The sequence below is a fragment of the Amycolatopsis sp. NPDC059657 genome, from assembly GCF_042734395.1.
GTDB lineage: Bacteria > Actinomycetota > Actinomycetes > Mycobacteriales > Pseudonocardiaceae > Amycolatopsis.
In genome coordinates this window covers 1-21,978 of record NZ_JBHWEB010000045.1, presented here as the reverse complement: position 1 = coordinate 21,978, position 21,978 = coordinate 1, and the positions used below count along the sequence as shown (strand labels likewise).

At 70.0% G+C, this 21,978-nt stretch carries 20 protein-coding genes; 13 read left to right on the top strand and 7 right to left on the bottom strand.

The annotated features are described in order from the left end of the window. Window positions 1-427: 427 nt before the first annotated feature. Together ACFV15_RS24150 and ACFV15_RS24145 are read right to left on the bottom strand one after the other, a co-directional pair. Entirely contained in the window at window positions 428-778 is a 351-nt protein-coding gene (locus ACFV15_RS24150) for a spore germination protein GerW family protein (protein WP_378352846.1), read from the bottom strand. A 25-nt stretch (window positions 779-803) separates the two neighbouring features. Then, the gene (locus ACFV15_RS24145) at window positions 804-2,309 is read right to left on the bottom strand and encodes a WS/DGAT domain-containing protein (RefSeq protein ID WP_378352845.1); all 1,506 of its coding nucleotides are present in this window, start codon (window positions 2,307-2,309) and stop codon (window positions 804-806) included. A gap of 127 nt (window positions 2,310-2,436) precedes the next feature. Between ACFV15_RS24145 and ACFV15_RS24140 the strand changes: the two genes are divergently transcribed. The 7 genes from ACFV15_RS24140 to ACFV15_RS24110 all read left to right on the top strand — a co-directional run bounded on the left by ACFV15_RS24140 (window position 2,437) and on the right by ACFV15_RS24110 (window position 11,196). Then, window positions 2,437-3,411: an ABC transporter ATP-binding protein gene (locus tag ACFV15_RS24140; protein WP_378352844.1), complete on the top strand. Its 975-nt coding sequence runs from the start codon at window positions 2,437-2,439 to the stop codon at window positions 3,409-3,411. A 2-nt stretch (window positions 3,412-3,413) separates the two neighbouring features. Then, complete coding sequence (locus ACFV15_RS24135; RefSeq protein ID WP_378352843.1) at window positions 3,414-4,571, top strand: ABC transporter permease; 1,158 nt, start codon at window positions 3,414-3,416, stop codon at window positions 4,569-4,571. Beyond that, a complete protein-coding gene (locus ACFV15_RS24130; RefSeq protein WP_378352842.1) occupies window positions 4,568-5,716 on the top strand; it encodes an ABC transporter permease in 1,149 nt (382 codons plus the stop codon). Before ACFV15_RS24135 ends, ACFV15_RS24130 begins: the two co-directional genes overlap by 4 nt. 112 nt (window positions 5,717-5,828) lie before the next feature. Then, window positions 5,829-7,085 carry an NAD(P)/FAD-dependent oxidoreductase gene (locus ACFV15_RS24125; RefSeq protein ID WP_378352841.1) on the top strand — a complete coding sequence of 419 codons (1,257 nt, stop codon included), beginning with the start codon at window positions 5,829-5,831 and terminating at the stop codon, window positions 7,083-7,085. Between the two features lie 27 nt (window positions 7,086-7,112). Beyond that, window positions 7,113-9,143, top strand: coding sequence for a hypothetical protein (locus ACFV15_RS24120; protein ID WP_378352840.1), 2,031 nt, complete (start codon window positions 7,113-7,115; stop codon window positions 9,141-9,143). A gap of 28 nt (window positions 9,144-9,171) precedes the next feature. Further along, window positions 9,172-10,272 carry a hypothetical protein gene (locus ACFV15_RS24115; protein ID WP_378352839.1) on the top strand — a complete coding sequence of 367 codons (1,101 nt, stop codon included), beginning with the start codon at window positions 9,172-9,174 and terminating at the stop codon, window positions 10,270-10,272. Window positions 10,273-10,311: 39 nt separating this feature from the next. Beyond that, on the top strand, window positions 10,312-11,196 hold the full coding sequence (locus tag ACFV15_RS24110; protein WP_378352838.1) for a hypothetical protein: 885 nt from the start codon (window positions 10,312-10,314) through the stop codon (window positions 11,194-11,196). Window positions 11,197-11,210: 14 nt separating this feature from the next. On the opposite strand, the gene ACFV15_RS24105 is transcribed toward ACFV15_RS24110, so the two are convergent. The 5 genes from ACFV15_RS24105 to ACFV15_RS24085 are packed head-to-tail and all read right to left on the bottom strand — an operon-like array spanning window position 11,211 to window position 15,534. After that, window positions 11,211-11,651 (bottom strand): hydrogenase maturation protease, encoded by a 441-nt coding sequence (locus ACFV15_RS24105; RefSeq protein WP_378352837.1) that lies wholly within the window; start codon window positions 11,649-11,651, stop codon window positions 11,211-11,213. After that, on the bottom strand, window positions 11,648-12,928 hold the full coding sequence (locus ACFV15_RS24100; RefSeq protein WP_378352836.1) for a Ni/Fe hydrogenase subunit alpha: 1,281 nt from the start codon (window positions 12,926-12,928) through the stop codon (window positions 11,648-11,650). The genes ACFV15_RS24105 and ACFV15_RS24100 overlap by 4 nt, the downstream gene beginning before the upstream one ends. After that, window positions 12,925-13,680, bottom strand: coding sequence for an oxidoreductase (locus ACFV15_RS24095; RefSeq protein ID WP_378352835.1), 756 nt, complete (start codon window positions 13,678-13,680; stop codon window positions 12,925-12,927). Before ACFV15_RS24095 ends, ACFV15_RS24100 begins: the two co-directional genes overlap by 4 nt. Continuing rightward, window positions 13,680-14,489 carry an FAD/NAD(P)-binding protein gene (locus ACFV15_RS24090; RefSeq protein WP_378352834.1) on the bottom strand — a complete coding sequence of 270 codons (810 nt, stop codon included), beginning with the start codon at window positions 14,487-14,489 and terminating at the stop codon, window positions 13,680-13,682. Before ACFV15_RS24090 ends, ACFV15_RS24095 begins: the two co-directional genes overlap by 1 nt. Then, window positions 14,479-15,534 (bottom strand): 4Fe-4S dicluster domain-containing protein, encoded by a 1,056-nt coding sequence (locus tag ACFV15_RS24085; RefSeq protein WP_378352833.1) that lies wholly within the window; start codon window positions 15,532-15,534, stop codon window positions 14,479-14,481. Before ACFV15_RS24085 ends, ACFV15_RS24090 begins: the two co-directional genes overlap by 11 nt. A gap of 134 nt (window positions 15,535-15,668) precedes the next feature. Between ACFV15_RS24085 and gap the strand changes: the two genes are divergently transcribed. Genes gap through ACFV15_RS24055 form a run of 6 tightly spaced genes read left to right on the top strand, consistent with a single transcriptional unit; the run spans window position 15,669 to window position 21,909 of the window. Continuing rightward, on the top strand, window positions 15,669-16,679 hold the full coding sequence (gap, locus tag ACFV15_RS24080) for a type I glyceraldehyde-3-phosphate dehydrogenase (RefSeq protein WP_378352832.1): 1,011 nt from the start codon (window positions 15,669-15,671) through the stop codon (window positions 16,677-16,679). Beyond that, on the top strand, window positions 16,676-18,436 hold the full coding sequence (gene acsA / locus ACFV15_RS24075; RefSeq protein WP_378352831.1) for an acetate--CoA ligase: 1,761 nt from the start codon (window positions 16,676-16,678) through the stop codon (window positions 18,434-18,436). Before gap ends, acsA begins: the two co-directional genes overlap by 4 nt. Further along, a complete protein-coding gene (gene pdhA, locus ACFV15_RS24070) occupies window positions 18,433-19,425 on the top strand; it encodes a pyruvate dehydrogenase (acetyl-transferring) E1 component subunit alpha (protein WP_378352830.1) in 993 nt (330 codons plus the stop codon). The genes acsA and pdhA overlap by 4 nt, the downstream gene beginning before the upstream one ends. Further along, the gene (locus ACFV15_RS24065) at window positions 19,422-20,393 is read left to right on the top strand and encodes an alpha-ketoacid dehydrogenase subunit beta (RefSeq protein ID WP_378352829.1); all 972 of its coding nucleotides are present in this window, start codon (window positions 19,422-19,424) and stop codon (window positions 20,391-20,393) included. Before pdhA ends, ACFV15_RS24065 begins: the two co-directional genes overlap by 4 nt. Then, window positions 20,393-21,658: a dihydrolipoamide acetyltransferase family protein gene (locus ACFV15_RS24060; RefSeq protein WP_378352828.1), complete on the top strand. Its 1,266-nt coding sequence runs from the start codon at window positions 20,393-20,395 to the stop codon at window positions 21,656-21,658. Before ACFV15_RS24065 ends, ACFV15_RS24060 begins: the two co-directional genes overlap by 1 nt. Continuing rightward, window positions 21,658-21,909 (top strand): acyl carrier protein, encoded by a 252-nt coding sequence (locus ACFV15_RS24055; RefSeq protein ID WP_378352827.1) that lies wholly within the window; start codon window positions 21,658-21,660, stop codon window positions 21,907-21,909. Before ACFV15_RS24060 ends, ACFV15_RS24055 begins: the two co-directional genes overlap by 1 nt. Window positions 21,910-21,978: the final 69 nt, after the last annotated feature.

The following is a 21,978-nucleotide window of genomic DNA, read 5'->3' as shown; positions in this document are numbered from 1 at the left end:
GCCTACAAGCCTCAACCCCCCCCGGGCGCTCGGCTCACCCCCAAAAACCCCCTGTTTGTGGTGGCGGGCGCACCCCCCCCCCCCCAACACTCACGAGGTCCTTTGTGCTCTGGGAGCGGGAGCTCGCAGCACACGAAGCTGTCGGGACGCTGAGGTCAGAGGCGGCCGGCCGGTACCCGCGCATGTGGACTCGAAGCGACCGTGCGCCGCAATCGGCAAACACCTCCACCGGTCGCGAATAACAGATCTCAACCCACTGGCTCCGCCACACGACGCTCACCTGGGTCGAACGCAACTTCGGCTACGCCGTCGCGCGCGCCTTCGCCGGACACACCGACAGCACCAGCGACGCCGGAACCACACCACTCACGTCGCGCCACTATCCGAGAGGCCGACGTCATGTTATGGCGCTCCCCTGCCGCATCGGTCATTTCGCTTCGGCGGCTTTGGCGCGAAGCTTCGCGATCCGCATCCGGGTTATCAGGAAAACGATGGCCACGGCGCCGAGCGTGGCCACGAAACGGTTGACGTCGACGGCCGGAACCCACCGGACGTTCCCGTCACTGACGGTGTACGCGCCAGCGGGCCGGGCACCCGCTCCGAATCCCCCGCCTTCGCCGTCTTGGCCGGTCTTGTCGTGGCCCTGCCCGCCTCCGGCGCCTCCGCCGACCGTGGCCGCGGGGATCACCAGGACGCCGTCCTTCTCGATCGGCTCGGCATACACGCGCTTCACCGTCATGGTCTCTTTCGCCGTGGTCAGGAACTCGTCGAGCTTCATGGGAACCGTCTTTCTCAGAGGGTGACTAACTTCGAGCGGACTGGATTTCCGCGTCCAGCGCGGAAATGAGGCGTTCCGGGTCGGGGATCGACCGGCGATCCGTTCCAAAGCCGAAGAACACGTCGCCCGCGTAGCTGAACACGCAGACCGTGATGGCCTGGCTGCCGCTGCACGGCGCCCAGCCGACGACGCCGACGACGCGGGCGCCCGCGATTTCCATCGGCACGGGTGGGCCGGGGACGTTGGTGAGCACGCCGATCGCCTTGTCGGCGAAGTAGCGAGAAACACCTGCGGCCAGTGGTGCCGGGCTTTGGCTCAGTGCCTGCTGGATGCCATGGGTGAGGATCGGCTCGTAGGAGTCGCGGATGCGGGCGATACGCCGGTGCGTTTTCGCGAGCCTTTCGCGAAATCCGCGGCCGTAGGACGGTAGCTGTGCGAGTACCAGCGAGAAGTGGTTGCCGAGTGTCGTTGGAAGCTCGGCGTCGAAAGCCTCCAGGCTGACCGGGATCATCCAGGCCAGGTCGGGAAGCTCGGCGCCCCGCTCGGCCAGGTAGCGGCCGACGGCGCCGGTGACCAGCGTGACGCAGACGTCGTTGACCGTCGTCCCGGTTTCCGCGCTGATCCGCTTGACCACCTCGAGCGGTATGGCGTCGCCCCACACCGCGGTCTTCTCGATGCCCGGCTCGGCGATCCACATTCCGGCGACGGCCGGTGATCCCGCCAGCTTCACGACGCTGCGCACGCTGTTCCAGAGTGTCATCGCGGAGGTCGAGACCGCGTCGGTCACCTGGCGTGGAGTGGTGGGTACGGCCGTGGCGAGCGCGCCCGCCGCCGCCACGGCCGCCGACGCGCCGAGCACCGGCAACGCGACGGCGGCCTCCGCGAACGGGCCTGCCCGCCGCGCGATCTCGCGCAGCCTGCCGCCGAGGTCGCCGACCGCCCGCAGCGCCGCCGCGGTCAATCTCGCCGCTGGCTGAACCTGCTCGGCGCGGCGGGGGCCCGCGCCGCCGACCTTCGGCGGCGTCGTCTCGGTCCCGATCAGGTCGAACAGGCTGAACATGACCTGGGTGAGCCGGATGCCGTCGGCCATCGCGTGGTGGGACCGGAGCACGAGCGCGCTCCCTTCCCCATATCCCTGCAGCAGATGGGCGGACCAGAGCGGATGCGTGAGGTCGAATGGGCGGCTGCGCTGCGCCGCGACGAAGTCCTGAAGCTCGTGGCGGGTGCCCGGTTCCGGCAGCTTGTCGACGATGACATGGCGGGCCAGGTCGAAATCCGTGTCGGTCCGCCAGCCTGCGGACCCTGGCATGCCGTCCCGTACCGGATGCTGCGAATAGACCGGGTAGCGCCCCAGCAGGCGTTCGGCGATGACGGTGCGGAGCCGGTCGGGATCGATCGGGGTCGCGGTCCAGAGCACCGAGGTGATCGCCATCCGGTTCTCCGGGCGGTCCAGGTCCAGCCAGAAGCTGTCCTGCGCCGTCATGTGCCGATGCGGGCCGCGACCGTGATCCGCCGCGGGAAGGCTGGCCATTACGTCTCCCTCTGCTGGTTCCCGCCTACTTTTCCCGCTTTGCGGAACCGTGCGCAGGGTCCAACGTCCCGCTCGCCCGGTACCTTGGGCACTCCCCCGCGCTCCGGCCGCGCCGGATGCTGGGCCGATGACTCAGCAGGCGTCGTCTTCCTTGCGCACCAGGCATTCCGAGGTGCTCGCCGCGACCGGGCTGACCAAGTGGTTCGGCGAACGGCTCGCCGTGGCCGATGTCGGGTTCGCCGTGGCGGCCGGCGAGACCTACGGGCTGCTCGGCCCGAACGGGGCGGGCAAGACAACGACCATCCGGATGGTGTGCGGGCTGCTGGGCCCTGACGCGGGAACCGTGACCATCGGCGGGTTGCCGATGAGCCGCTCGTCGACCGGTGCCAAGGCGCTCGTCGGCTATGTGCCACAGGACATCGCGCTGTACCCCGACCTCACCGCACGCGAGAATCTGCGCTTCTTCGGCAAGCTGTACCGCCTGCGCGGCAAGCTGCTGGCCGAACGTGTGGACGAGGTGCTCGACCTGATCGGGCTCACCGACCGTGCCGGCGAGAAGGTCGAGTCGTTCTCCGGCGGGATGCGCAGGCGGCTGAACATCGGCGCCGGGCTGCTGCACCGGCCGACGCTGCTCGTGCTCGACGAGCCGACCGTCGGCGTCGACCCGCAGAGCAGGCACGCGATCCTGGAAAGCGTCCGTAACTTCGGCGCGGCCGGGATGGCCGTGCTCTACACCACGCACTACATGGAGGAAGCCGAGCGGCTGTGCGACCGGGTCGGCATCATCGACCAGGGCAGGCTGATCGCCGAAGGCACCCGTCGCGAGCTGGTCGCCAGGCTCGGCGAACGCGACCGGATCACCTTGTCCGCCACCGGCGACCTCGCCGCCTTCGCGGCCGCGTGCCGTCGCCTTCCCGGTGTCGACGGCGCCGACATCGCAGGCTCCGAGGTGCACCTCGTGGCGCACGAGGGCAGGAAACTGCTGCCCTCGGTCCTCGACGCCGCCGAACACGCCGGAGCCGCCGTCAACTCGGCCGAGGTCGCCGAACCGGACCTGGAAGCGGTCTTCCTGCACTTGACCGGCACCGCACTGAGGGAGTGACCATGCGCGCCGCCTTCGTCATCGCCGCCAAGGACCTGCGCCAGCGGATGCGCGACCGGTCCGCGTGGGTGCTGGGCTTCCTCGCGCCGATCGCGGTCTCGGCGCTGATGAGCTTCGCCTTCAGCGGCGCCGACACCTTCCACACCACGATCGCCGTGGTCGACGAGGACCACGGCGTGCTCTCGGCCGCCTTCACCGGCTTCCTGTCCGGCCCGGAACTCGCGTCGGTGCTCACGGTGGAACCGGTGTCAGGGACCGCCGATGCCCGCACCCGCGTCGACAACGGCGAACTCGGCGCGGCACTGGTGATCCCGGCCGGGTTCACCGCCGCGGCACACGGCGCGGTCGTGCCGCCGATCGCCGTTCTGACCACTGTGGACGCTCCGCTGGCAGGCGAGGTCTCGCGGTCCATCGCCGAGTCGTTCGTGGCGCAGCTCAACGCCGACCGGCTGGCGGTCGCGACCGCCATCGCCGCGGGCGCACCCGCCGAGGGACTCGCCGAGCGTGCCGCCGGGCTGCGGCTGCCTGAGCAGGTCGTCCAGCGCGCGGCGGGCACCAAGCGGCTCAGGGCGGTGAGCTACTACGCGCCGGGGATGGGGATCTTCTTCACGTTCTTCGCGATCGGCTTCGGCGCGCGCGGGTACTTCCTCGAACGGCGCGACGGCACCCTCGACCGGATCGCCGCCGCCCCGGTCGGTCCCGGCACGGTGCTGGCAGGCAAGTCGCTCGCCACCTTCGCCTACGCGACCGCCAGCCTGAGCACGGTCGCGGCGGTCACCTCGCTGGCGTTCGGAGTCGATTGGGGACCGCTGCCCGCGGTGGCCGCGCTGATCGTGGCGATGGCGCTCGCGCTGGTCTGCCTGACCGCGTTCGTGATCGCGGTGGCACACACCGAGCGGCAGGCCGACGGGCTCGCCTCGATCTTGACTTTCGGGCTCGTGCTGCTCGGCGGGAACTTCGTGTTCGTCAGCGCGGCGCCGGAGATCATGCGCAAGCTCACGCTCTTCACACCCAACGGCTGGGCGATGCGCGCGTTCACGGACCTGGCCGGGGGCGCGGGTGGCGCCAGCGCGATCGTCCCGGTGCTGGCGATACTGGGGTTCTGCGTGGTGCTCACGGCCGTCGTCGCGTTACTGAACCGACGGGCGGTGGCCCGGTGAACGCGCTCACGATCGCGGGGGCTTCGCTGAGAAGGCTGCTGCGCGACCGGCTCTCCCTGTTCTTCGTCGTGCTGCTCCCGGTCGTGGTGATACTGGTGATCGGGATGACCGTCGGCGGCAGGCCCGCCTTCCGGGTCGGCCTGGTGACCGCGCCAGGCCCGCTGGCCGCGGAACTCGCGGACGACCTGAAGTCGCTCGGCCCCAAGACCTTCGAAGACGATCAAGCGGCGCTCGACGCGTTGCGGCGCAACGAGCTTGACGCGGTCGTCCGGATTCCGCCCGATGTGGACGCCACACTGGCCGCTGGCGGCACCGTGGAGATCCCGTTGCTGCTCACCGCTTCCACCGGAGGCGGGCAGGGCGCGTGGACCGCGGTCTCGTCCGTGGTGGCACGGCACGCCTCGGTGGTGCAGGCCGCGGCCTTCGCGGCGGCCAACGCGGGCGGCACGCTCGGCTCGCGGCTCGCGCTGGCCCGCTCGCTGGAAGCGGCGACACCTCGGGTGAGCGTGCGCACGGAAGTGGTGGACAGCGCGGGCGACACGCTGCCGCCGGGTTTCGGTTACAGCGCACCGACCATGCTCGTGCTGTTCGTGTTCATCAACACGCTGGCCGCCGGCGCGGCGATGGTCGAGACACGCAGGCTGGGCATCTACTCCCGCGCGCTCGCCGCACCGGTTCGCGCGCGCGACATCGTGCTCGGTGAAGGCCTGTGCTACTTCGGCCTCGCACTGCTGCAGTCCGCGCTGATCGTCACCTGCGGCGCGCTGCTGTTCGGGGTGAGCTGGGGCGACCCGCTCGCCGCCATCGCGCTCACCGCGACGTGGGCACTCGTCGGCACGGGTGCCGGCATGCTCAGCGGGACCCTGTTCCGTACGCCCGAGCAGGTCTCGGCGATCGGGCCTGCCATCGGCATCGCGTTCGGCATGCTCGGCGGCTGCATGTGGCCGCTGGAGATCGTCACCGGGGTCGTCCGCTCACTCGGCCATTTCACGCCGCACGCCTGGGCGGTCGACGCGTGGACCACGCTGCTTTCCCGGGGCGGCACGCTCGTGTCGATCCTCGTCCCGCTCGGTGTGCTGGGCGGCTTCGCCTTGGTGCTACTCGGTTTCGCGTCCTGGCGGTTGCGCCGGTCCCTGCTCACCTGACCGGGACCAAAGTCCCGATGCCTTAGCCCCGACGCCCCTGACGCGGCCGGGCTCTCGAGGATCACAGTTGAACGCCGGGGCCGCAGCGGTCCCCTTGACGAGAGGAGTGCGCATGTCCGCGTCACGTGTGGTGGTGCTCGGCAGTGGGTTCGCCGGGCTGGAGACCGCGTTCCTGCTTCGCTCGCGGGTCGGCGCCGACAAGGCGGAGATCATCCTGGTCTCCGACCGTGACGAGTTCCTGTTCAAACCGGCGGGCGTCTACCTCCCCTTCGGCGGAGCCGAATGGCCCATGCACTCACCGCTGGCGAAAGGCTTGCGGCGCCGGGACATCGAGCAGCGGGTGGCGACCGTGCAAGGCGTCGACACCGCGCGCGGCGTCGTCGAGACCACGGGTGGCCCGGTCGGCTACGACCGGCTCGTCATCGCCACCGGCGCGAGCATGCGGCCCGACGAGATCCCCGGCCTCGCCGAGTACGGACGGCAGGTCTGGACCCCGGCCCAGCTGCACCAGCTCGGCGAAGACCTGCAGTGGGTCGTGCAGAACGCGCGCCACGGCCGCCCGCAGCGGGTGGTGTTCGTGGTGCCGCCGAACAACAAGTGCGCCGGGCCGCTGTACGAACTCGTCTTCATGCTCGACACCTGGCTGCGGCGGCGCGAAGTGCGCCATCAGGTCGACATCGAGTTCACCACCACCGAGCACACCTTCATCCAGGCGTTCGGCCCGAAGCTGCACGAGGTCGTGCGGCGGGAGTTCGAGATCAGGGACATCAGCGGGCACACCGGCGTGGATGCCGCGAAGGTGACCGAGAACGAGATCACCTACAGCGACGGCAGCGCACGGGAGTTCGATGTGCTGGTCGCCTTCCCGCCCTACGCGGCCGCGATCGACTACGACGGCCTGCCCCGCGACGATCGCGGGTTCCTCACCTGTGATCCGGGCACCAGGACCGTCGACGGCTTCCCGGAGATCTTCGCACCCGGCGACGCGGGCGACTTCCCGGTCAAGCAGGCGTTCCTGGCGCTGCAGCAGGCCGACGCGGCCGCGGGCACGCTGGCCATGGAACTCGGCTCGGCGGTCGAGCCGACCGAGTTCGAGCCGGTGAGCATGTGCGTGATGGAGATGTTCGACAAGGCGACGTTCGCCCAGGTTCCGCTCACGCTCACCGGCGAGCCGGCGAGTCCCATCGCGGTCGACATCGACGACCCGGCCTACCGGGTGGGCACGAACCCCTTGTGGCGGCTGGGAAAGAAGGCGCTCGGGCTTTACGTGCCCACGTGGTTCCGCATGGGCTTGCCCGTGCACTCGGGTCCCGCGTGGCGCGCGATGGAGCTTGGACTCGGCGTGGGATCGCGCGTACTAGCCAAGTGAAGTGAAGAACCGTGAAAGAGGTGGGGAATGCATTCCGTCGAGATGGGGTTCACGGCATCGACCGAGACCGAAAACGAGCTTCTACTGGCATTCGCCCGCGGTGAGCTGCTGGATCTCACTTCCCGCGAGGACGGCGAGAAAACGGTACACGCCGGCATACTGGGACGGCTGCTGCGGACGGGACAGTCAGGTTCCCTGAAACTGGCGGGCGCGGAAATCCACGGGGAGCTCGATCTCGAGTACGCCGACGTCAAATGCCCGGTGATCTTGACGGACTGCACCTTCGACCACCAGGTGCGCCTGGCCGACGCCAAGCTCCGGTCGCTGTCGCTGCGGGAGTGCTCCGCGCCGGGTATCGACGCGGAGCACCTCCGGGTCGGCGGCGACCTCCGGCTCGAGCACCTCCGGCTGACCGGGACGCTGTGCCTGCGCGGCGCCCACGTCGACGACGACCTGCACCTGAAGGGCGCCCATCTCGACGTTCCGGACGGCGACGCGCTGGTGCTGACCGGCATCGACGTCAAGGGCAAGATCGACGCCGACAACCTCCGCGTGGACGGCAAGATCACCATGAACGACGCCACCGTGACCGGGCCGGTGTCGATGAAACAGGCGACCATCGAGGGCAAGCGCGGCGAGAAGGCGTGGGACGCCGACGGGCTCAGCGTGGGCGGCGAACTCGACGCTTCCGAGCTCAAGGTGACGGGGCAGGTGAGCCTGCTCGACGCCCAGGTGCTCGGCCTCGTCTTCAACGGTGCCGAGCTCACCGGCCCGGGCACGGCCTTACAGCTCGACCGGCTCCGCGCCCGTGGCAGCGTGTTCTGCTGCGGGAGCGAGATCACCGGCCTGCGCGGCATCAGCATGCAGATCGGCGGCAGCCTGTATCTGCGGGGAGCACGGGTGACGGCGCCCGCCGGGGGCGAGCACGTCGCCGTCGACCTGTCGCGGTCACGGATCACCGACAACCTGGACTGCCGGAACGGTCTTCAGGCGACCGGCAAGTGCAAGCTCACCGACATCCATGTCGGCGGGGCCGTACTGCTCGAGGGCGCGACCCTGCGCAACCCGGGTGGCGCCGCGATCGACGCGGACCGGGCGCAGGTCGGGATCGGCCTGATCTGCCGCGACGGCTTCACCTGCGTCGGCGAGATCAAGCTCATGCACGCCGGCATCGGCGGTGACCTGACGATCGTCCAGTCCGGGAAAGGCGGGCCCGGGAACGGCCCGGTGACCGGGCAGGGGCTCACCGTCGCCAAGGATCTACTGGTCAGGACCAGTGGAACCGTCGATCTTCGCGCCGCACGCATCGGCGGGAAGGCCGAGCTGTACCTCGAGCACCTGGCCGGGTCCGACGATCAGGCCGCCGCGGACCTCAGCGACGCCACCGCAGGCGACCTCGCCCTGCACGGAGCCCCGGACAAGGGCGTGCTCGACCTCAGCGGCGCCTCGGTGCGCTGTCTGCACGACTGCCCGGAGAAGTTCACCGGGCACAACCTGTTGCTCGACGGCTTCGAATACGACGGGCTCGCGGACGCCGACCTGGACCAGCGGCTGGACTGGGTACGAGCAGGCAACCGACGCGTGCACGACAAGACCGGCGGCGCCGATCCTGACCGGTTCGCGCTGCAGCCGTACCGGCAGCTGGCCTCGTTCTATCAACGGACCGGCAAGGATCAGGAGGCTCGCCGGGTTCTCCGCGCCATGTATCACGACCGCGACGCCGCCCTGCCCTGGAAGCACAACCCGCCGCGGAAGGTCTGGGGCTGGATCCAGGATCGTGCCATCGGCTATGGATACGCGCCCTCTATCGCGCTCCGCTGGCTGCTGGCTCTGGTGGTCGTCGGCACCGTCTTGTTCAGTGTCGGGACCGGCCTGACAGTCATCCGAGCGGCGATCCTCACGCTCGGGCTGATGCTGCCGGGAGTCGGCTTCAGCAACATCCTGAAGTGGCCGGAGATGAACGACACGCATCACGCCCTCGCCGCGGGACTGCTGCTGGCCGGCTTGACACTCGGCGCGACCGTGGTCGCCGCGGTGACCAGGTACGTCAAACGCTGACCCGCTCGAGCACAGAAAGGAATACCGGATGACCAGCACCACACCGATCCAGGGCTACGGCGCACAGACCGACACCTGGCCCGTCGCCACCGGACTCGGGATCAGCAGGCACGACCGGCATCACGACGAGATGTCCATTGAGGACAGAGTGGCGGTGCTCGGCGCGGGCAAGGCACTGACAGCCAAAACGGGCGATGAGGCCTGGCTGCTCATCACAGGCCAGTTCGAGCCGTTCGAGGACGAGCACAAGCTCACCGAAAACCTCGTCAAGGAGAGTTGCCGCCGCGTTTTCGGCTATCCGCCGACGGAAGCACGCTCACGCACCATCAACGTGCTGCTGGATTCCCGCGGCGGCATGCTCGACAGCGCGTACCGGATCGTGCTGTACCTGTCGTGGTACGCCACGGATCTGCACGTCTACGTGCCGCGGCGGGCCAAGAGCGCGAGCACGCTGGTGGCGCTGGGCGCCGACCAGGTCCACCTGTCCCCCTTCGGCGAACTCGGCCCGCTCGACACGCAGATCGGCGACCCGCGCAATCCGACGACCACGGTCTCCGCGCTCGACTGCTACCAGAGCGTCGACTACGTCCGGCAGTTCGGCTTCACCACGATGAGCGCGTCGCTGGCCAGGCTCATCCGTGACGCCGAGGGCCAGATCCCGCTCAACGACCTGCTCGGCACGGCCTCGGAGTTCGCCATCGGGTCCATCACGCCGATGCTGCAGGGCATCAGGGCGCTGGACTTCGGCGGCTGGGGACGCAGCCTCAAGATCGGTGAGCAATACGCGAAACTGCTGCTGCTGGCCAAGAACCCGGACGAGGACAGGGCGGCCCGTATCTCCGAGCGCCTGGTGTACGGCTACACGCACCACCCGTTCCCGATCGACTACCGCGAAGCCACCCGGATCGGGCTGGAAGCCCGGAAGATGGACGAGTCCATCCACGACGAGGCCATGGCGGTGGTCGAGCAGTGCCGCGGGCGGAGCTTCGTGGGCTTCATCAGCTCCGCCGAGGCGGAGATCGAGCAGCGGAAAACGCCGCCGGCAGAGCACGCCGAGCCCTTGCCGAACGGGCAGCAGCCCGAGCTGGTGCGGCAGGCGGCCATGGCCAACCAGGCCGAGCTGAGCTGAGCCGATCCACATTTCCGACACTCGACGAGGAGGCATTTCATGCGAAGAATCCACACCGCGCTGACGCTGTTCGCCTGCGCCGTCGCGTTGGGCGGGACCATCGTTGCGCCCGCGAACGCCGCGGCGGCGCAGACAACGCTGGTCGCGATCCGCGCCGCGCATCACCCCACCTACGACCGGGTGGTGTTCGAATTCACCGGGCCACTTCCGGCACAAAGACAGGTCGAGTACGTACCCCGGCTGATCGGCGATCCGTCGGGGCTGCCGATCCCGATGGCCGGGGACGCGATCCTGTCGGTCCGGATGAGCCCGGCCGACGGGCACGACGACGCCGGGAACGGCACCTACGGCCCTGCCCGGCGTGCCTACGCGCTGCCCAATGTCATGCAAGTGGTCAACGCCGGTGACTTCGAAGCCGTGCTGACCTTCGGCATCGGGCTCGCGACGCGGACGGCGTTCACCGTCTCCACGCTCACCGGCCCGAGCCGGGTGGTCATCGACATCGCGACGCCGTTCCGGACCGTGCCGGTGCAAGTGCACTTACTCGACCAGGCGAGATTCGAGGCGGGCACGCTGCCCTACACCCGGGCGGTGACCCGGCCGGTGATCCCGCCCGCCGTCGCGCGGGGCGCGCTTCAGCGCCTGTTCGCGGGGCCGACCGAACCCGAACTCGCCCAGCGGCTGGCGTTCGAGGCCTCGGACGCGACCGGCTTCACCTCCCTGTCCATCGCCGACGGCATCGCCAGGGTCCGGCTCGCCGGCGGCTGCTCCAGCCATGGCTCCACATTCACGATCGCGGGCGAGATCACGCCTACCCTCAAGCAGTTCTCCACCGTGCGCTGGGTGAAGATCTACGACCCGAGTGGCACGACCGAGCGCCCCAGCGGTCCCGTCGATTCGATACCGGAGTGTCTCGAACCCTGACGGGACGGCACCGGTCAGGCAGTGGCCGCCAGGTCGGCCAGCACGGCGGCGACCACTGCCGGAACCGCCGCCGCGACCGGCTCCGACAAGCCGGGCCCGACGCCGAGATCGGCCGCCTCGACGGTGAACACCACGAGGCGGCCTGGCACCCTGCCCAGCGCCCGGCCGAGCCGGAACGCCTCCGGCACCCCCATCGCATGGGAGCTCGCCGCGCCGCCACCGGCCGGTAGATGGTCCACTGTGGACCTTCGGATCCGGCCGGGCGACGAGCCGCGTGCCGCGTCGACGACGATGGCGAGTTCGGCGCCGGTCCAGGCGTCGAGCAGGCCGGAGGGTTCGCCGTCGCAGGTCTTCACGCGCACGCCGGGCAGCTTCGCGAGCTCGGCCGCGACGACGAGGCCGACGCCGTCGTCGCGGCGGAACTCGGTGCCGACGCCGATCACGACCGTGCTCACCGGCGGTCCACGGTCAGGTCGAGGAAGTGCGCGGAGCAGGAGATGCACGGGTCGTGGTTGCGGATCGCGCGTTCGCACAACGTGGTCAGTTCGGCGTCGCCGAGGTCGAGGTTGGCCGAGGCGACCCGGCGCAGGTCGTCTTCGATGGCGCACTGGTTCTGCGAGGTCGGCGGGATGATCGCGGCCGAGCGGATCAGGCCGTCCGCGTCGAGTTCGTAGCGGTGGTAGAGCAGTCCACGCGGCGCTTCGCTCACCCCGTGCCCGGTGGCCGCGCGCGGAAGCACTTCGGCACACGGGCGTTCCGGGCGTTCGTATCCGTCGATCAGCCGGAGTGCCTCGTCGACGGCGTAGACGATCTCGACCGCGCGCACGAGGATGCTGCGGAACGGGTTGCGGCATTCAGGTCCCAGACCGGCCTCGGCAGCCGCTTGGCGCGCGATCGGCGAAAGCAGGTGCGAGCTCAGCGTGTACCTGGCGAGCGGGCCGGTGAGATAGCGTCTGCCGTCCAGCTTGGCGTGCAGCGCGGTCGAATGCGGCACCTGCTCCTCGACGACATGCTCGGGGAACTCCGTGGCCGGGAACGAAAGCCCGGTGCTCGTGCGGATCCCGCCGGTTTCGATGGCGTAGCGATCGGGCTCGGCCGCGGCCAGCAGGTCGTGGTCCAGCTCGAAGTCGGGAAACTCGAATCCCGCCACCCAGCGCACGACACCCCAGGCTTGGTCCAGCGCGGCCGACAACCGCTCGACCATGGGCGCCAAGTCCTTTTTGGATGGTGCCGAGTAGAACCCGCCGACCCGCACGTTGACCGGGTGGATGGCTCGGCCGCCGAGCAGTTCCATCAGCGCGTTGCCGGTCTTCTTCAGCGCCAGGCCGCGTTCGAGCGCGCCCCGGTGGTCTTTGGCGAGCGCGATGCCGTCCGGCAGGCCGAGGAAGTCGGGTGCGTGCAGCAGATGGATGTGCAACGCGTGGCTGGAGATCCACTCGCCGCAGTACAGCAGCCGGCGCAGGCCGGCCAGCCTCGGGTCGAGTTCGACGCCACAGGCCTGTTCGAGTGCGTTGCAGGCGCTGGTCTGGTAGGCGACCGGGCAGATTCCGCAGACGCGCGCGGTGATGTCCGGCGGCTCGGTGTACGCACGTCCGCGCAGGAACGCCTCGAAGAACCGGGGCGGCTCGTAGATGTTCAGCTCGGTCCGCTCGACCTGCCCGTTGTGGACGATCACGCGGAGCGCGCCCTCGCCTTCCACCCTGGCGAGGGCGCCGACCTTGAGCTCCCTCATGCCTGGTCCCCGTCCGCGAACGCCACCACGTTGAAGGTCGCGAACACGCGGTCGATCTCGCCCTCGGACATGCCGCGCACGCGCAGCAGCGGGATGAACGCCTTCGTGTTCGGCTCGGTCATCGGGCCGAAGCAGCCGAAACACCCGCGCCGGTAAGCCGGGCACAGCGCGCCGCAGCCCGCGTGGGTGACCGGGCCGAGGCACGGCGTGCCGTCGGCGACCATGACGCAGGTCAGCCCTCGGCGTTTGCATTCGGTGCAGACGCTGGTGTCCGGCAGGTCGGGCTTGCGACCGGCGAGCAGCGCGCACAGCGTGTTCAGCAGCTGACGGCGGTCGATGGGACACCCGCGCAGCTCGAAGTCGACCGGCACGTGCGCCGAGACCGGTGTCGAGGTGGCGAGCGTGTCGATGTACTGGGGGCTCGCGTAGACGACGGACGCGAACTCGGCCACGTCGCCGAAATTGCGCAACGCCTGGATACCGCCCGCTGTCGCGCAGGCCCCGATGACCACCAGCAGCCGCGATCGCGCCCGGATCTCGTGGATGCGGCGCGCGTCGTCGGCGGTCGTGATCGAGCCTTCGACGAGCGAGATGTCGTACGGGCCTGGCAGCACTTCGCTGGAGGCTTCCAGGAAATGCGCGATCTTGACCTGCCCGGCCAGCGCGAGCAGCTCGTCCTCGCAGTCGAGCAGGGTCAGCTGGCAGCCGTCGCACGAGGCGAGTTTCCAGACGGCGAGCGTGGGTGTGCCCATCACAGCTCCCGGACTTTCAGCAGTGGTTCGGCCGTCGCGTAGTCGACGACCGGGCCGTCACGGCACAGCAGGAGCGGGCCGAGCTGGCAGTGCCCGCAAACGCCGATACCGCAGCGCATGTTCCGTTCCAGCGAGACCTGGATGTCCGACGGCGCGATCTCCTTGCGCAGCAATACTTCGGCGCTGAACCGGATCATCGCCTCCGGGCCGCACAGCAACGCCGTCGTGGCGCCGGGGTCGAGTTCCAGTCGCTCCAGCGGCTCGGTGACGAAGCCGACCTGGCCGGTCCAGCCGGGGTGCGGCCGGTCGATGGTGCGGTGCAGCTCGACGCGATCCGCCCAGGATTCCTGCTCCTCGGGGAAGAGGAAGTCACCTGGCGTGCGCGCGCCGGAGACGAGGACGATCTGGTGGCCGGTGCCGGCGGCCAGCGCGCCGAGCAGCACCGGGCGCAGCGGGGCGAGCCCGCAGCCGCCCGCGACGATGACCAGGTCGGTCGCGCCGGACTCCCAGCCCGTGCCGTAAGGGCCGCGCACGCCGAGCACGGTTCCCGGCGCGGATTCGTGCAGCGCGTGGCTCACCGCGCCGACGTCGCGGATGGTGTGCTCGAGTGTTCCGTCCGATGTGGACGGATCGCCGCTGATCGAGATCGCGATCTCGCCGACACCGTGCGCGTACAGCATCATGAACTGGCCTGCCCGGAACGGCGGCAGCCGCCTGCCGAGTGGTTCCAGCCGCAGGGTGACGGTGTCGTGGGTCTCCCGGGTACGCGCGACCACGCGGTACGGCTCCGGGAGCTGGTCAGTGCCCATCGGCGGCCTCCGCGAGCGCGTCGACCTCCGCGACGAGGTCGATCCCGGCCGGGCACCAGGCAATGCATCGCCCGCAGCCGACACAGCCGGACGAGCCGAACTGGTCGTGCCAGGTGCCGAGCTTGTGGCTGAGCCACTGCCGGTACCGGCTCGCGCCGGACTCGCGCACGCTGCCGCCGTGCACATACGAGAAATCGAGTTCGAAGCAGGACGCCCAGTGCTCCCAGCGTTCCGCGTGCTCGCCGGTGACGTCGGTGACGTCCTCGGTGCTGGTGCAGAAGCAGGTCGGGCAGACCATCGTGCAGTTGGCGCAGTTCAGGCACCGGCTCGCCACGTCGGCCCAGTGCGGCGACTCGCGTGAGTCGCGCATCAGCGTGCGCAGGTCGCCACCGTGCATGGTGCGGCCCATCTTCCCCGCGGCGGCGGTCACCTCGTCGCGCGCGGCGGTGACCTCGGCGGCGGACGCGTCCGTCGTTTCGAGCAGCCCGAGTATCCGGGCGCCCTCGTCGGTACCGGCGTCGACCAGGAAACGGTGTCCTCGCTCGGTCAGCGCGAGGTCGTAGCCCGCGGAGACGCCAGGGCCGGTGCCCATGGACGCGCAGAAGCACACCTCGCCGGGCTCGGTGCAGTTCACGCCGATCACGAACGGCTCGGGCAGCCGTCCGAGCACGGTGCGCAGTTTCGCGATGGCCGCGAGATCACAGCCGCGCACACCGAGGAACGCGTAACGCGGCGTCTCTTCGGCGGCCTCGACGAACCGCCCATCCGGCCCTGCGGACCACAGCTTCCGCCGCGGCGGGTGCAGGAACCGTTTCCACGACTGGGGTCCGGCGGAATGCCCGAACACGGCCTGGTCGCCGCGGCGGATCAGCCGGTACTGCCCCGGCCCGGTCTCGACGCCCCAGCCCGCGGGCAGCTCCTCCGCCGAAGCCAGCTCGTCGAGCACGATCGCGCTGTCGCGGACGGTCGGCCCGATCACCCGGTAGCCCTCGGTCGCGAGCACGTCGACCAGGTGGCCGAGCCCATCCCTGCTGAGGATCTTCACGGTTCCCATTCCACCGGGCACGCGGCCGGAATCACAGGAGGCGACGGTCCCGGCCACTCGGGGCCTTCGTCCCTAGGACGGCACGTCCCGGCCGAACAGCATCGATCTCACGTGACATCCGACAAGGAGACGTGATGACGGTACGGCTCGGTATCAACGGTTTCGGCAGGATCGGCCGCGACATCCTGCGGTACGTGCTCCAGCAGCCGGGCAGCCCGGTCGAGGTGGTCGCGGTCAACGACGTGACCTCGGCGGAGACGCTGGCGCACCTGCTCGCCTACGACTCGACCTACGGCAGGCTCGGCCAGCAGGTCGAGGTCCGCGACTCGACGATCTCGGTCGGCACGCAACGGGTCAGCGTCGAGAACTGCCCCGACCCGGCGGCGCTGCCGTGGGCCGAGCTCGGCGTGGACGTGGTGATCGAGTCCACCGGCCGGTTCCGCACCCGCGAGGCCGCCGCGACCCACCTCGCCGCCGGCGCGCGGAAGGTGATCATCTCCGCACCCGGTAAGGGCGTCGACGCCACCATCGTGCTCGGCGTCAACGACGACACCTACGACCCGGTGAACCACCATGTCATCTCCAACGCGTCCTGCACGACCAACTGCGCCGCGCCGATGGTCCGCGTGCTGCACCGCGCGTTCGGCATCCGGCGCGGGCTGATGACCACGATCCACAGCTACACCAACGACCAGTCGCTGCTCGACGGACCGCACAAGGACCTGCGGCGCGCCCGGTCGGCCGCGGTGAACCTGATCCCCACCAGCACCGGCGCGGCCAAGGCGATCGGCGAGGTCATCCCCGGGCTCGCCGGCAGGCTCGACGGGGTCGCGGTGCGGGTGCCGGTCGAGGACGGGTCGCTGACGGACCTGTCCGTGCTGCTCGACAAGCCGGTCACCGCGGAGGTGGTGAACGAGGCGTTCGCCGAGGCCGCCGATGGCGATCTCAAGGGCCTCCTGCGCTACACCGAGAGGCCGATCGTCTCGCGGGACATCATCGGCGACCCGGCGTCGTGCGTGTTCGACGCGAGCCTGACCAAGGCGAGCGACCGGCTCGTCAAGGTCTTCGGCTGGTACGACAACGAATGGGGCTACGCGGCCCGCACCGTCGAGCTGGCCGAGCTCATCGGCCGTTCGCTGTCATGAAGTGGCAGACGATCCGGAAGCCGGATCAGCCGGACGCGAACCTGATCGGCTACGAACAGACCTGCCGCGACTTCAGCTGGGAAAGCGCGCGCTCGGCGCTGGACGGGCTGCCAGGCGGGCGCGGGCTGAACATCGCGCACGAGGCGGTCGACCGCCATGCCGCCGGCCCGCTCGCGGACAAGGTGGCACTGCGGTGCGTCGACAAGCACGACGCGGTCACCGAGATCAGCTACGCGGAACTCTCCGAGCGCACCAACCGCTTCGCGAACTTGCTGCGCGAGCTCGGCGTCGAACGGGGACAACGGGTGTTCACTCTGCTCGGCCGGGTCCCGGATCTCTACGTCGCCGTGCTGGGCACGCTCAAGGCGGGCTGTGTGCTCTCGCCGCTGTTCTCGGCGTTCGGCCCGGAGCCGATCCGGCAACGGCTGACACTCGGCGAAGGCGCCGTGCTGGTCACCACGCCCGCGCTGTACCGGCGGAAAGTACGCGGTATCCGCGACGATCTGCCCGCGCTCGGTCATGTGCTGCTCACCGGCGACGGTGACGAAGAGCCCGGCGCGCTCACGCTGGGCCCGCTGCTCTCGTCGGCGAGCCCGGAGTTCACCATCGAGCCGACCGCGCCGGACGAGCCGGCGTTGCTGCATTTCACCAGCGGCACCACCGGCACGCCGAAGGGCGCTGTCCATGTGCACGAGGCGGTGCTCGCGCATCACGTGACCGCCGCGTACGCGCTCGACCTGCACACCGAGGACATCTTCTGGTGCACGGCCGATCCGGGCTGGGTGACCGGGATGTCCTACGGTGTGATCGCACCGCTGACGCACGGCGCCACGCTGGTCAGCGACGAGGGCGACTTCGACGCCGCGCGCTGGTACCGCGTGCTCGCCTCGCAGCGGGTCACCGTCTGGTACACCGCGCCGACCGCGCTGCGCATGCTGATGCGCCACGGCTCCCCACCCGAGGTGGACCTGTCCGCGCTGCGGTTCGTCGCCAGCGTCGGCGAGCCGCTCAACCCCGAGGTCGTGGTGTGGGGGCAGCGCACGCTGGGGCTGCCGGTGCACGACAACTGGTGGCAGACCGAGACCGGCGCGATCATGGTCAGCAACTTCGCAGCCGAAGAGGTCCGGCCGGGCTCGATGGGCAGGCCGGTCCCCGGCATCGAAGCGGGCGTGCTCAGGCGGGGCGCCGACGGACGCGCGCTCGTCGTCGACGGCAAGGTCACCGAGGTCACCGATCCAGGCGAGGACGGGGAACTCGCGCTGCGGCCGGGCTGGCCGTCGATGTTCCGCGGCTATCTCGGCGAACCCGAGCGCTACCGGCGCTGCTTCGCCGACGGCTGGTACCTCACCGGTGACATCGCACGGCGGGACGCGGACGGCTTCTACTGGTTCGTCGGGCGGGCCGACGACGTGATCAAATCCGCCGGCCACCTGGTCGGGCCGTTCGAGGTGGAAAGCACGCTGATGGCGCATCCGGCGGTCGCCGAAGCAGGCGTGATCGGCACCCCCGACCCAATGGCGGGCGAGCTGGTCAAGGCGTTCGTCTCGCTGGCGCCCGGCACCGAGCCGACCGAATCGCTGCGGATGGACCTGCTGGCCTTCGCCAGGCGGGAGCTCGGTGCCGTGGCGCCCAAGGAGATCGTGTTCGACCAGCACCTGCCGCACACCCGCAGCGGCAAGGTGATGCGCCGCCTGCTCAAGGCGCGCGAGCTGGGACTGCCGGAAGGTGATCTGTCCACTGTGGAGAGTGTGCGATGAGCAGGCGGAAACCGGTGAAGACCCTGCAAGCCAAGCGACGCGAGGATCTGCTGCGGCAAATGGTGCGGATCCGGCGCTTCGAGGAGCGTTGTGTGGAGCTCTACAGCGCGGCCTCGATCCGCGGGTTCATGCACCTTTACATCGGCGAGGAGGCGGTCGCGGCCGGGGTGCTCCAGGCACTCGGGCCGGAGGACGCGGTCGTGTCGACCTATCGGGAGCACGGGCACGCGCTGGTGCGCGGGCTGCCGATGGACGCGGTGCTCGCCGAGATGTTCGGCCGCAGCACCGGATGCAGCCGGGGCCGAGGCGGCTCGATGCACCTGTTCGATGGCGGTCGCCGGTTCTACGGCGGCAACGCGATCGTCGGTGGCGGACTGCCGGTGGCCGTCGGTGTCGCACTGGGCGACGCGATGCGCAGGCTGCCAAGGGTGACGGTATGCCTGTTCGGGGACGGCGCGGTCGCCGAGGGCGAGTTCCACGAATGCCTCAACCTCGCCGCGTTGTGGCGGTTGCCGGTCCTGTTCTGCTGTGAGAACAACCTCTACGCCATGGGCACCGCACTCGACCGCGCGCAGGCCGAGACCGATCTCGCGCTGCGCGCGGCCTCCTACGGCATGCCGTCCTGGCCGGTCGACGGGATGGACGCGGTCGCGGTCGCCGACGCCGCCGACCGGGCGGTCGAGGCGATCCGCGGCGGATCGGGCCCCTGTTTCCTGGAGCTGCGCACCTACCGGTTCCGCGCGCACTCGATGTACGACCCTGACCGCTATCGCGCCAAACCCGAAGTGGCCCAGTGGAAAGAGCGCGACCCGATCGATCTGCTGGCGAACCGCATGCGGGCCGACGGCGAACTCGCCGATGACGGCCTAGCCGCCATCGAGTCCGAAGTGGACGAAGAGATCGCGGCGGCGATCGCGAGTGCCGAGACCGGCCCGCTCGAACCGGTCGAGGACCTGACCCGGTTCGTCTACTCGGAGAAGACGCCATGAAGATCACCTATCGCGAGGCACTGCGTGAAGCGATCCGCGAGGCCATGACCACTGACGACCGTGTGTTCCTGATGGGCGAGGACGTCGGCGCGTACGGGGGCTGTTTCGCGGTGAGCCTCGGCTTGCTGGAGGAGTTCGGGCCGGAGCGGATCCGCGACACCCCGCTGTCCGAGTCGGCGTTCGTCGGCGCCGGGATCGGCGCGGCGATGACCGGGATGCGGCCGATCGTCGAGATCATGACGGTCAATTTCAGCCTGCTGGCACTGGACCAGATCCTGAACAACGCGGCCACTGTGCTGCACATGTCCGGCGGCCAGCTCAACGTGCCGCTGGTGATCCGGATGACCACCGGCGCGGGCAGGCAGCTCGCCGCGCAGCACTCGCACAGCCTCGAAGGCTGGTACGCCCACATCCCCGGTCTCAAGGTGATCGCACCGGCCACTCTGGAGGATGCCCGCGGCATGCTGGCGACCGCGCTGGCCGACCCGGACCCGGTGCTGATGTTCGAACACGGAACCCTCTACAACGTCTCCGGCGACCTCGACGAGAACGCGGGCGCCGTCGACATCGAGCACGCGGCCATCCGGCGCCCCGGCAAGGACGTCTCGATCGTGACGTACGGCGGCACGCTCTCCACCGCGCTGACCGCGGCCGATGACCTTGCCGCGCAAGGAATCGACGCGGAGGTGATCGACCTGCGCGTGCTGCGCCCGCTCGACGACCACACCATCCTCGAGTCGGTGGCACGTACGCACCGGCTCGTCGTGGTCGACGAAGGCTGGCGCAGCGGCAGCCTGTCCGCGGAGATCGCCGCGCGGGTGGCCGAGCACGCGCTGTACGAACTGGACGCGCCCATCGAGCGGGTGTGCACCGCCGAGGTGCCGATCCCGTACGCGAAACACCTCGAGGACGCCGCGCTCCCCCAGCCCGCGGACATCGTCGCCGCCGTCAAGCGGGCGGTGGGGTGATGGGCGAGTTCCTGATGCCGTCGCTCGGCGCGGACATGGACGAGGGCACGATCATCGAATGGCTGGTCAAACCCGGCGACCAGGTGCGCAAGGGCGACGTGGTCGCGGTCGTCGACACCGCCAAGGCCGCCATCGAGGTCGAGACGTTCACCGCGGGCGAAGTGACGGAAATCCTTGTCCCGCAAGGCGAGAAGGTGCCGGTCGGCACCCCGCTCGCGCGGATCGGCACGTCTTCGCCGCCGGGCGATCCCACGCCGGCCGCTGAGGTGTCCACCCACCCTCAGCGGCCGAGCCCGCCGGAGCCGCCGAAACGGCCGCCCGCCTCGCCCCCGGTGCGCACCTTCGCCGCGCACGCCGGGGTCGATCTGACCCGGGTGCGCGGGACCGGACGGGACGGCTCGATCACCCACGCCGACGTCCAGCGAGCGATGGCGGTGGGCAGTCGTGCCAAGGTCACCCCGTACGCCCGGCGGCTGGCCGGCGAACTCGGCGTGGACCTGTCCACCTTGCACGGTGAGACGATCCGTGCCCGTGATGTCCGCGCGGCCGCGGGAAAGGCCGAGCCCGTCAAGGCCGAGTCCGTCAAGGAGGCACGCAAGCCGGACGACGGGATGCGCCAGGCGATCGCCGCTCTGATGGCCAGGTCCAAACGAGAGATCCCGCACTACTACCTGTCCACCACCATCGACCTGTCCGCCGCGACCGGGTGGCTGCGCGAGCGCAACCGGTCGCTGCCGGTTCCCGAGCGGATCGTCCCGGCCGCGCTGCTGCTCAAGGCGACCGCGCTGGCCGCGGGCAAGGTGCCGCAGCTCAACGGTCATTGGGTCGACGGCCGGTTCCGTCCGGCCGACGGCGTGCATCTCGCCGTCGCCGTGTCGCTGCGTGGCGGCGGCCTCGTCGCACCGGCCATGCCCGACACCGACAAGCTGCCACTCGACGAGATCATGCGACGCCTGCGCGACCTCGTCTCGCGGGCCCGCGCCGGCAGGCTGCGGTCCTCCGAGATGACCATGCCGACGATGACCGTGACCAATCTCGGCGACCTGGGCGTCGAGTCGGTCCAGGGCGTCATCTACCCGCCCCAGGTCGCGCTCGTCGGCTTCGGCGCGGTCATGGACCGCCCGTGGGCGGTGGACGGCCTGCTCGGCGTCCGCCCGCTCGTCACCGCGACACTCGCCGCCGACCACCGGGCGACCGACGGCGCCATCGGCGCCCGTTTCCTCAGCACCATCGACACCCTGCTGCGACGACCGGAGGAACTCTGATGCCCACGACCGACACCACCGCGCTGATCCTCGACTCCCTGCGCGGCTTCGCGACCGCGGCCGAACTCTCGGCGCTGCCACCGGACGACGACCTGCGCGAGGCCTTCGAGCTCGACTCGATGGACTTCCTGACCTTCGTGGAACGCCTGGCCGGGACCACCGGCATCCGCATCGAGGAAGACGACTACCCGAGGTTGCGCACGATGAACTCCACCATCGAATTCCTGGCCTCCCGAGGCTTGGGGTCGTGAGTGGTATGGCCGGTTAGAACCGGCCATACCACTCACGAGTCCTAGCGGGTCACCTCGCCGACGTGGCAT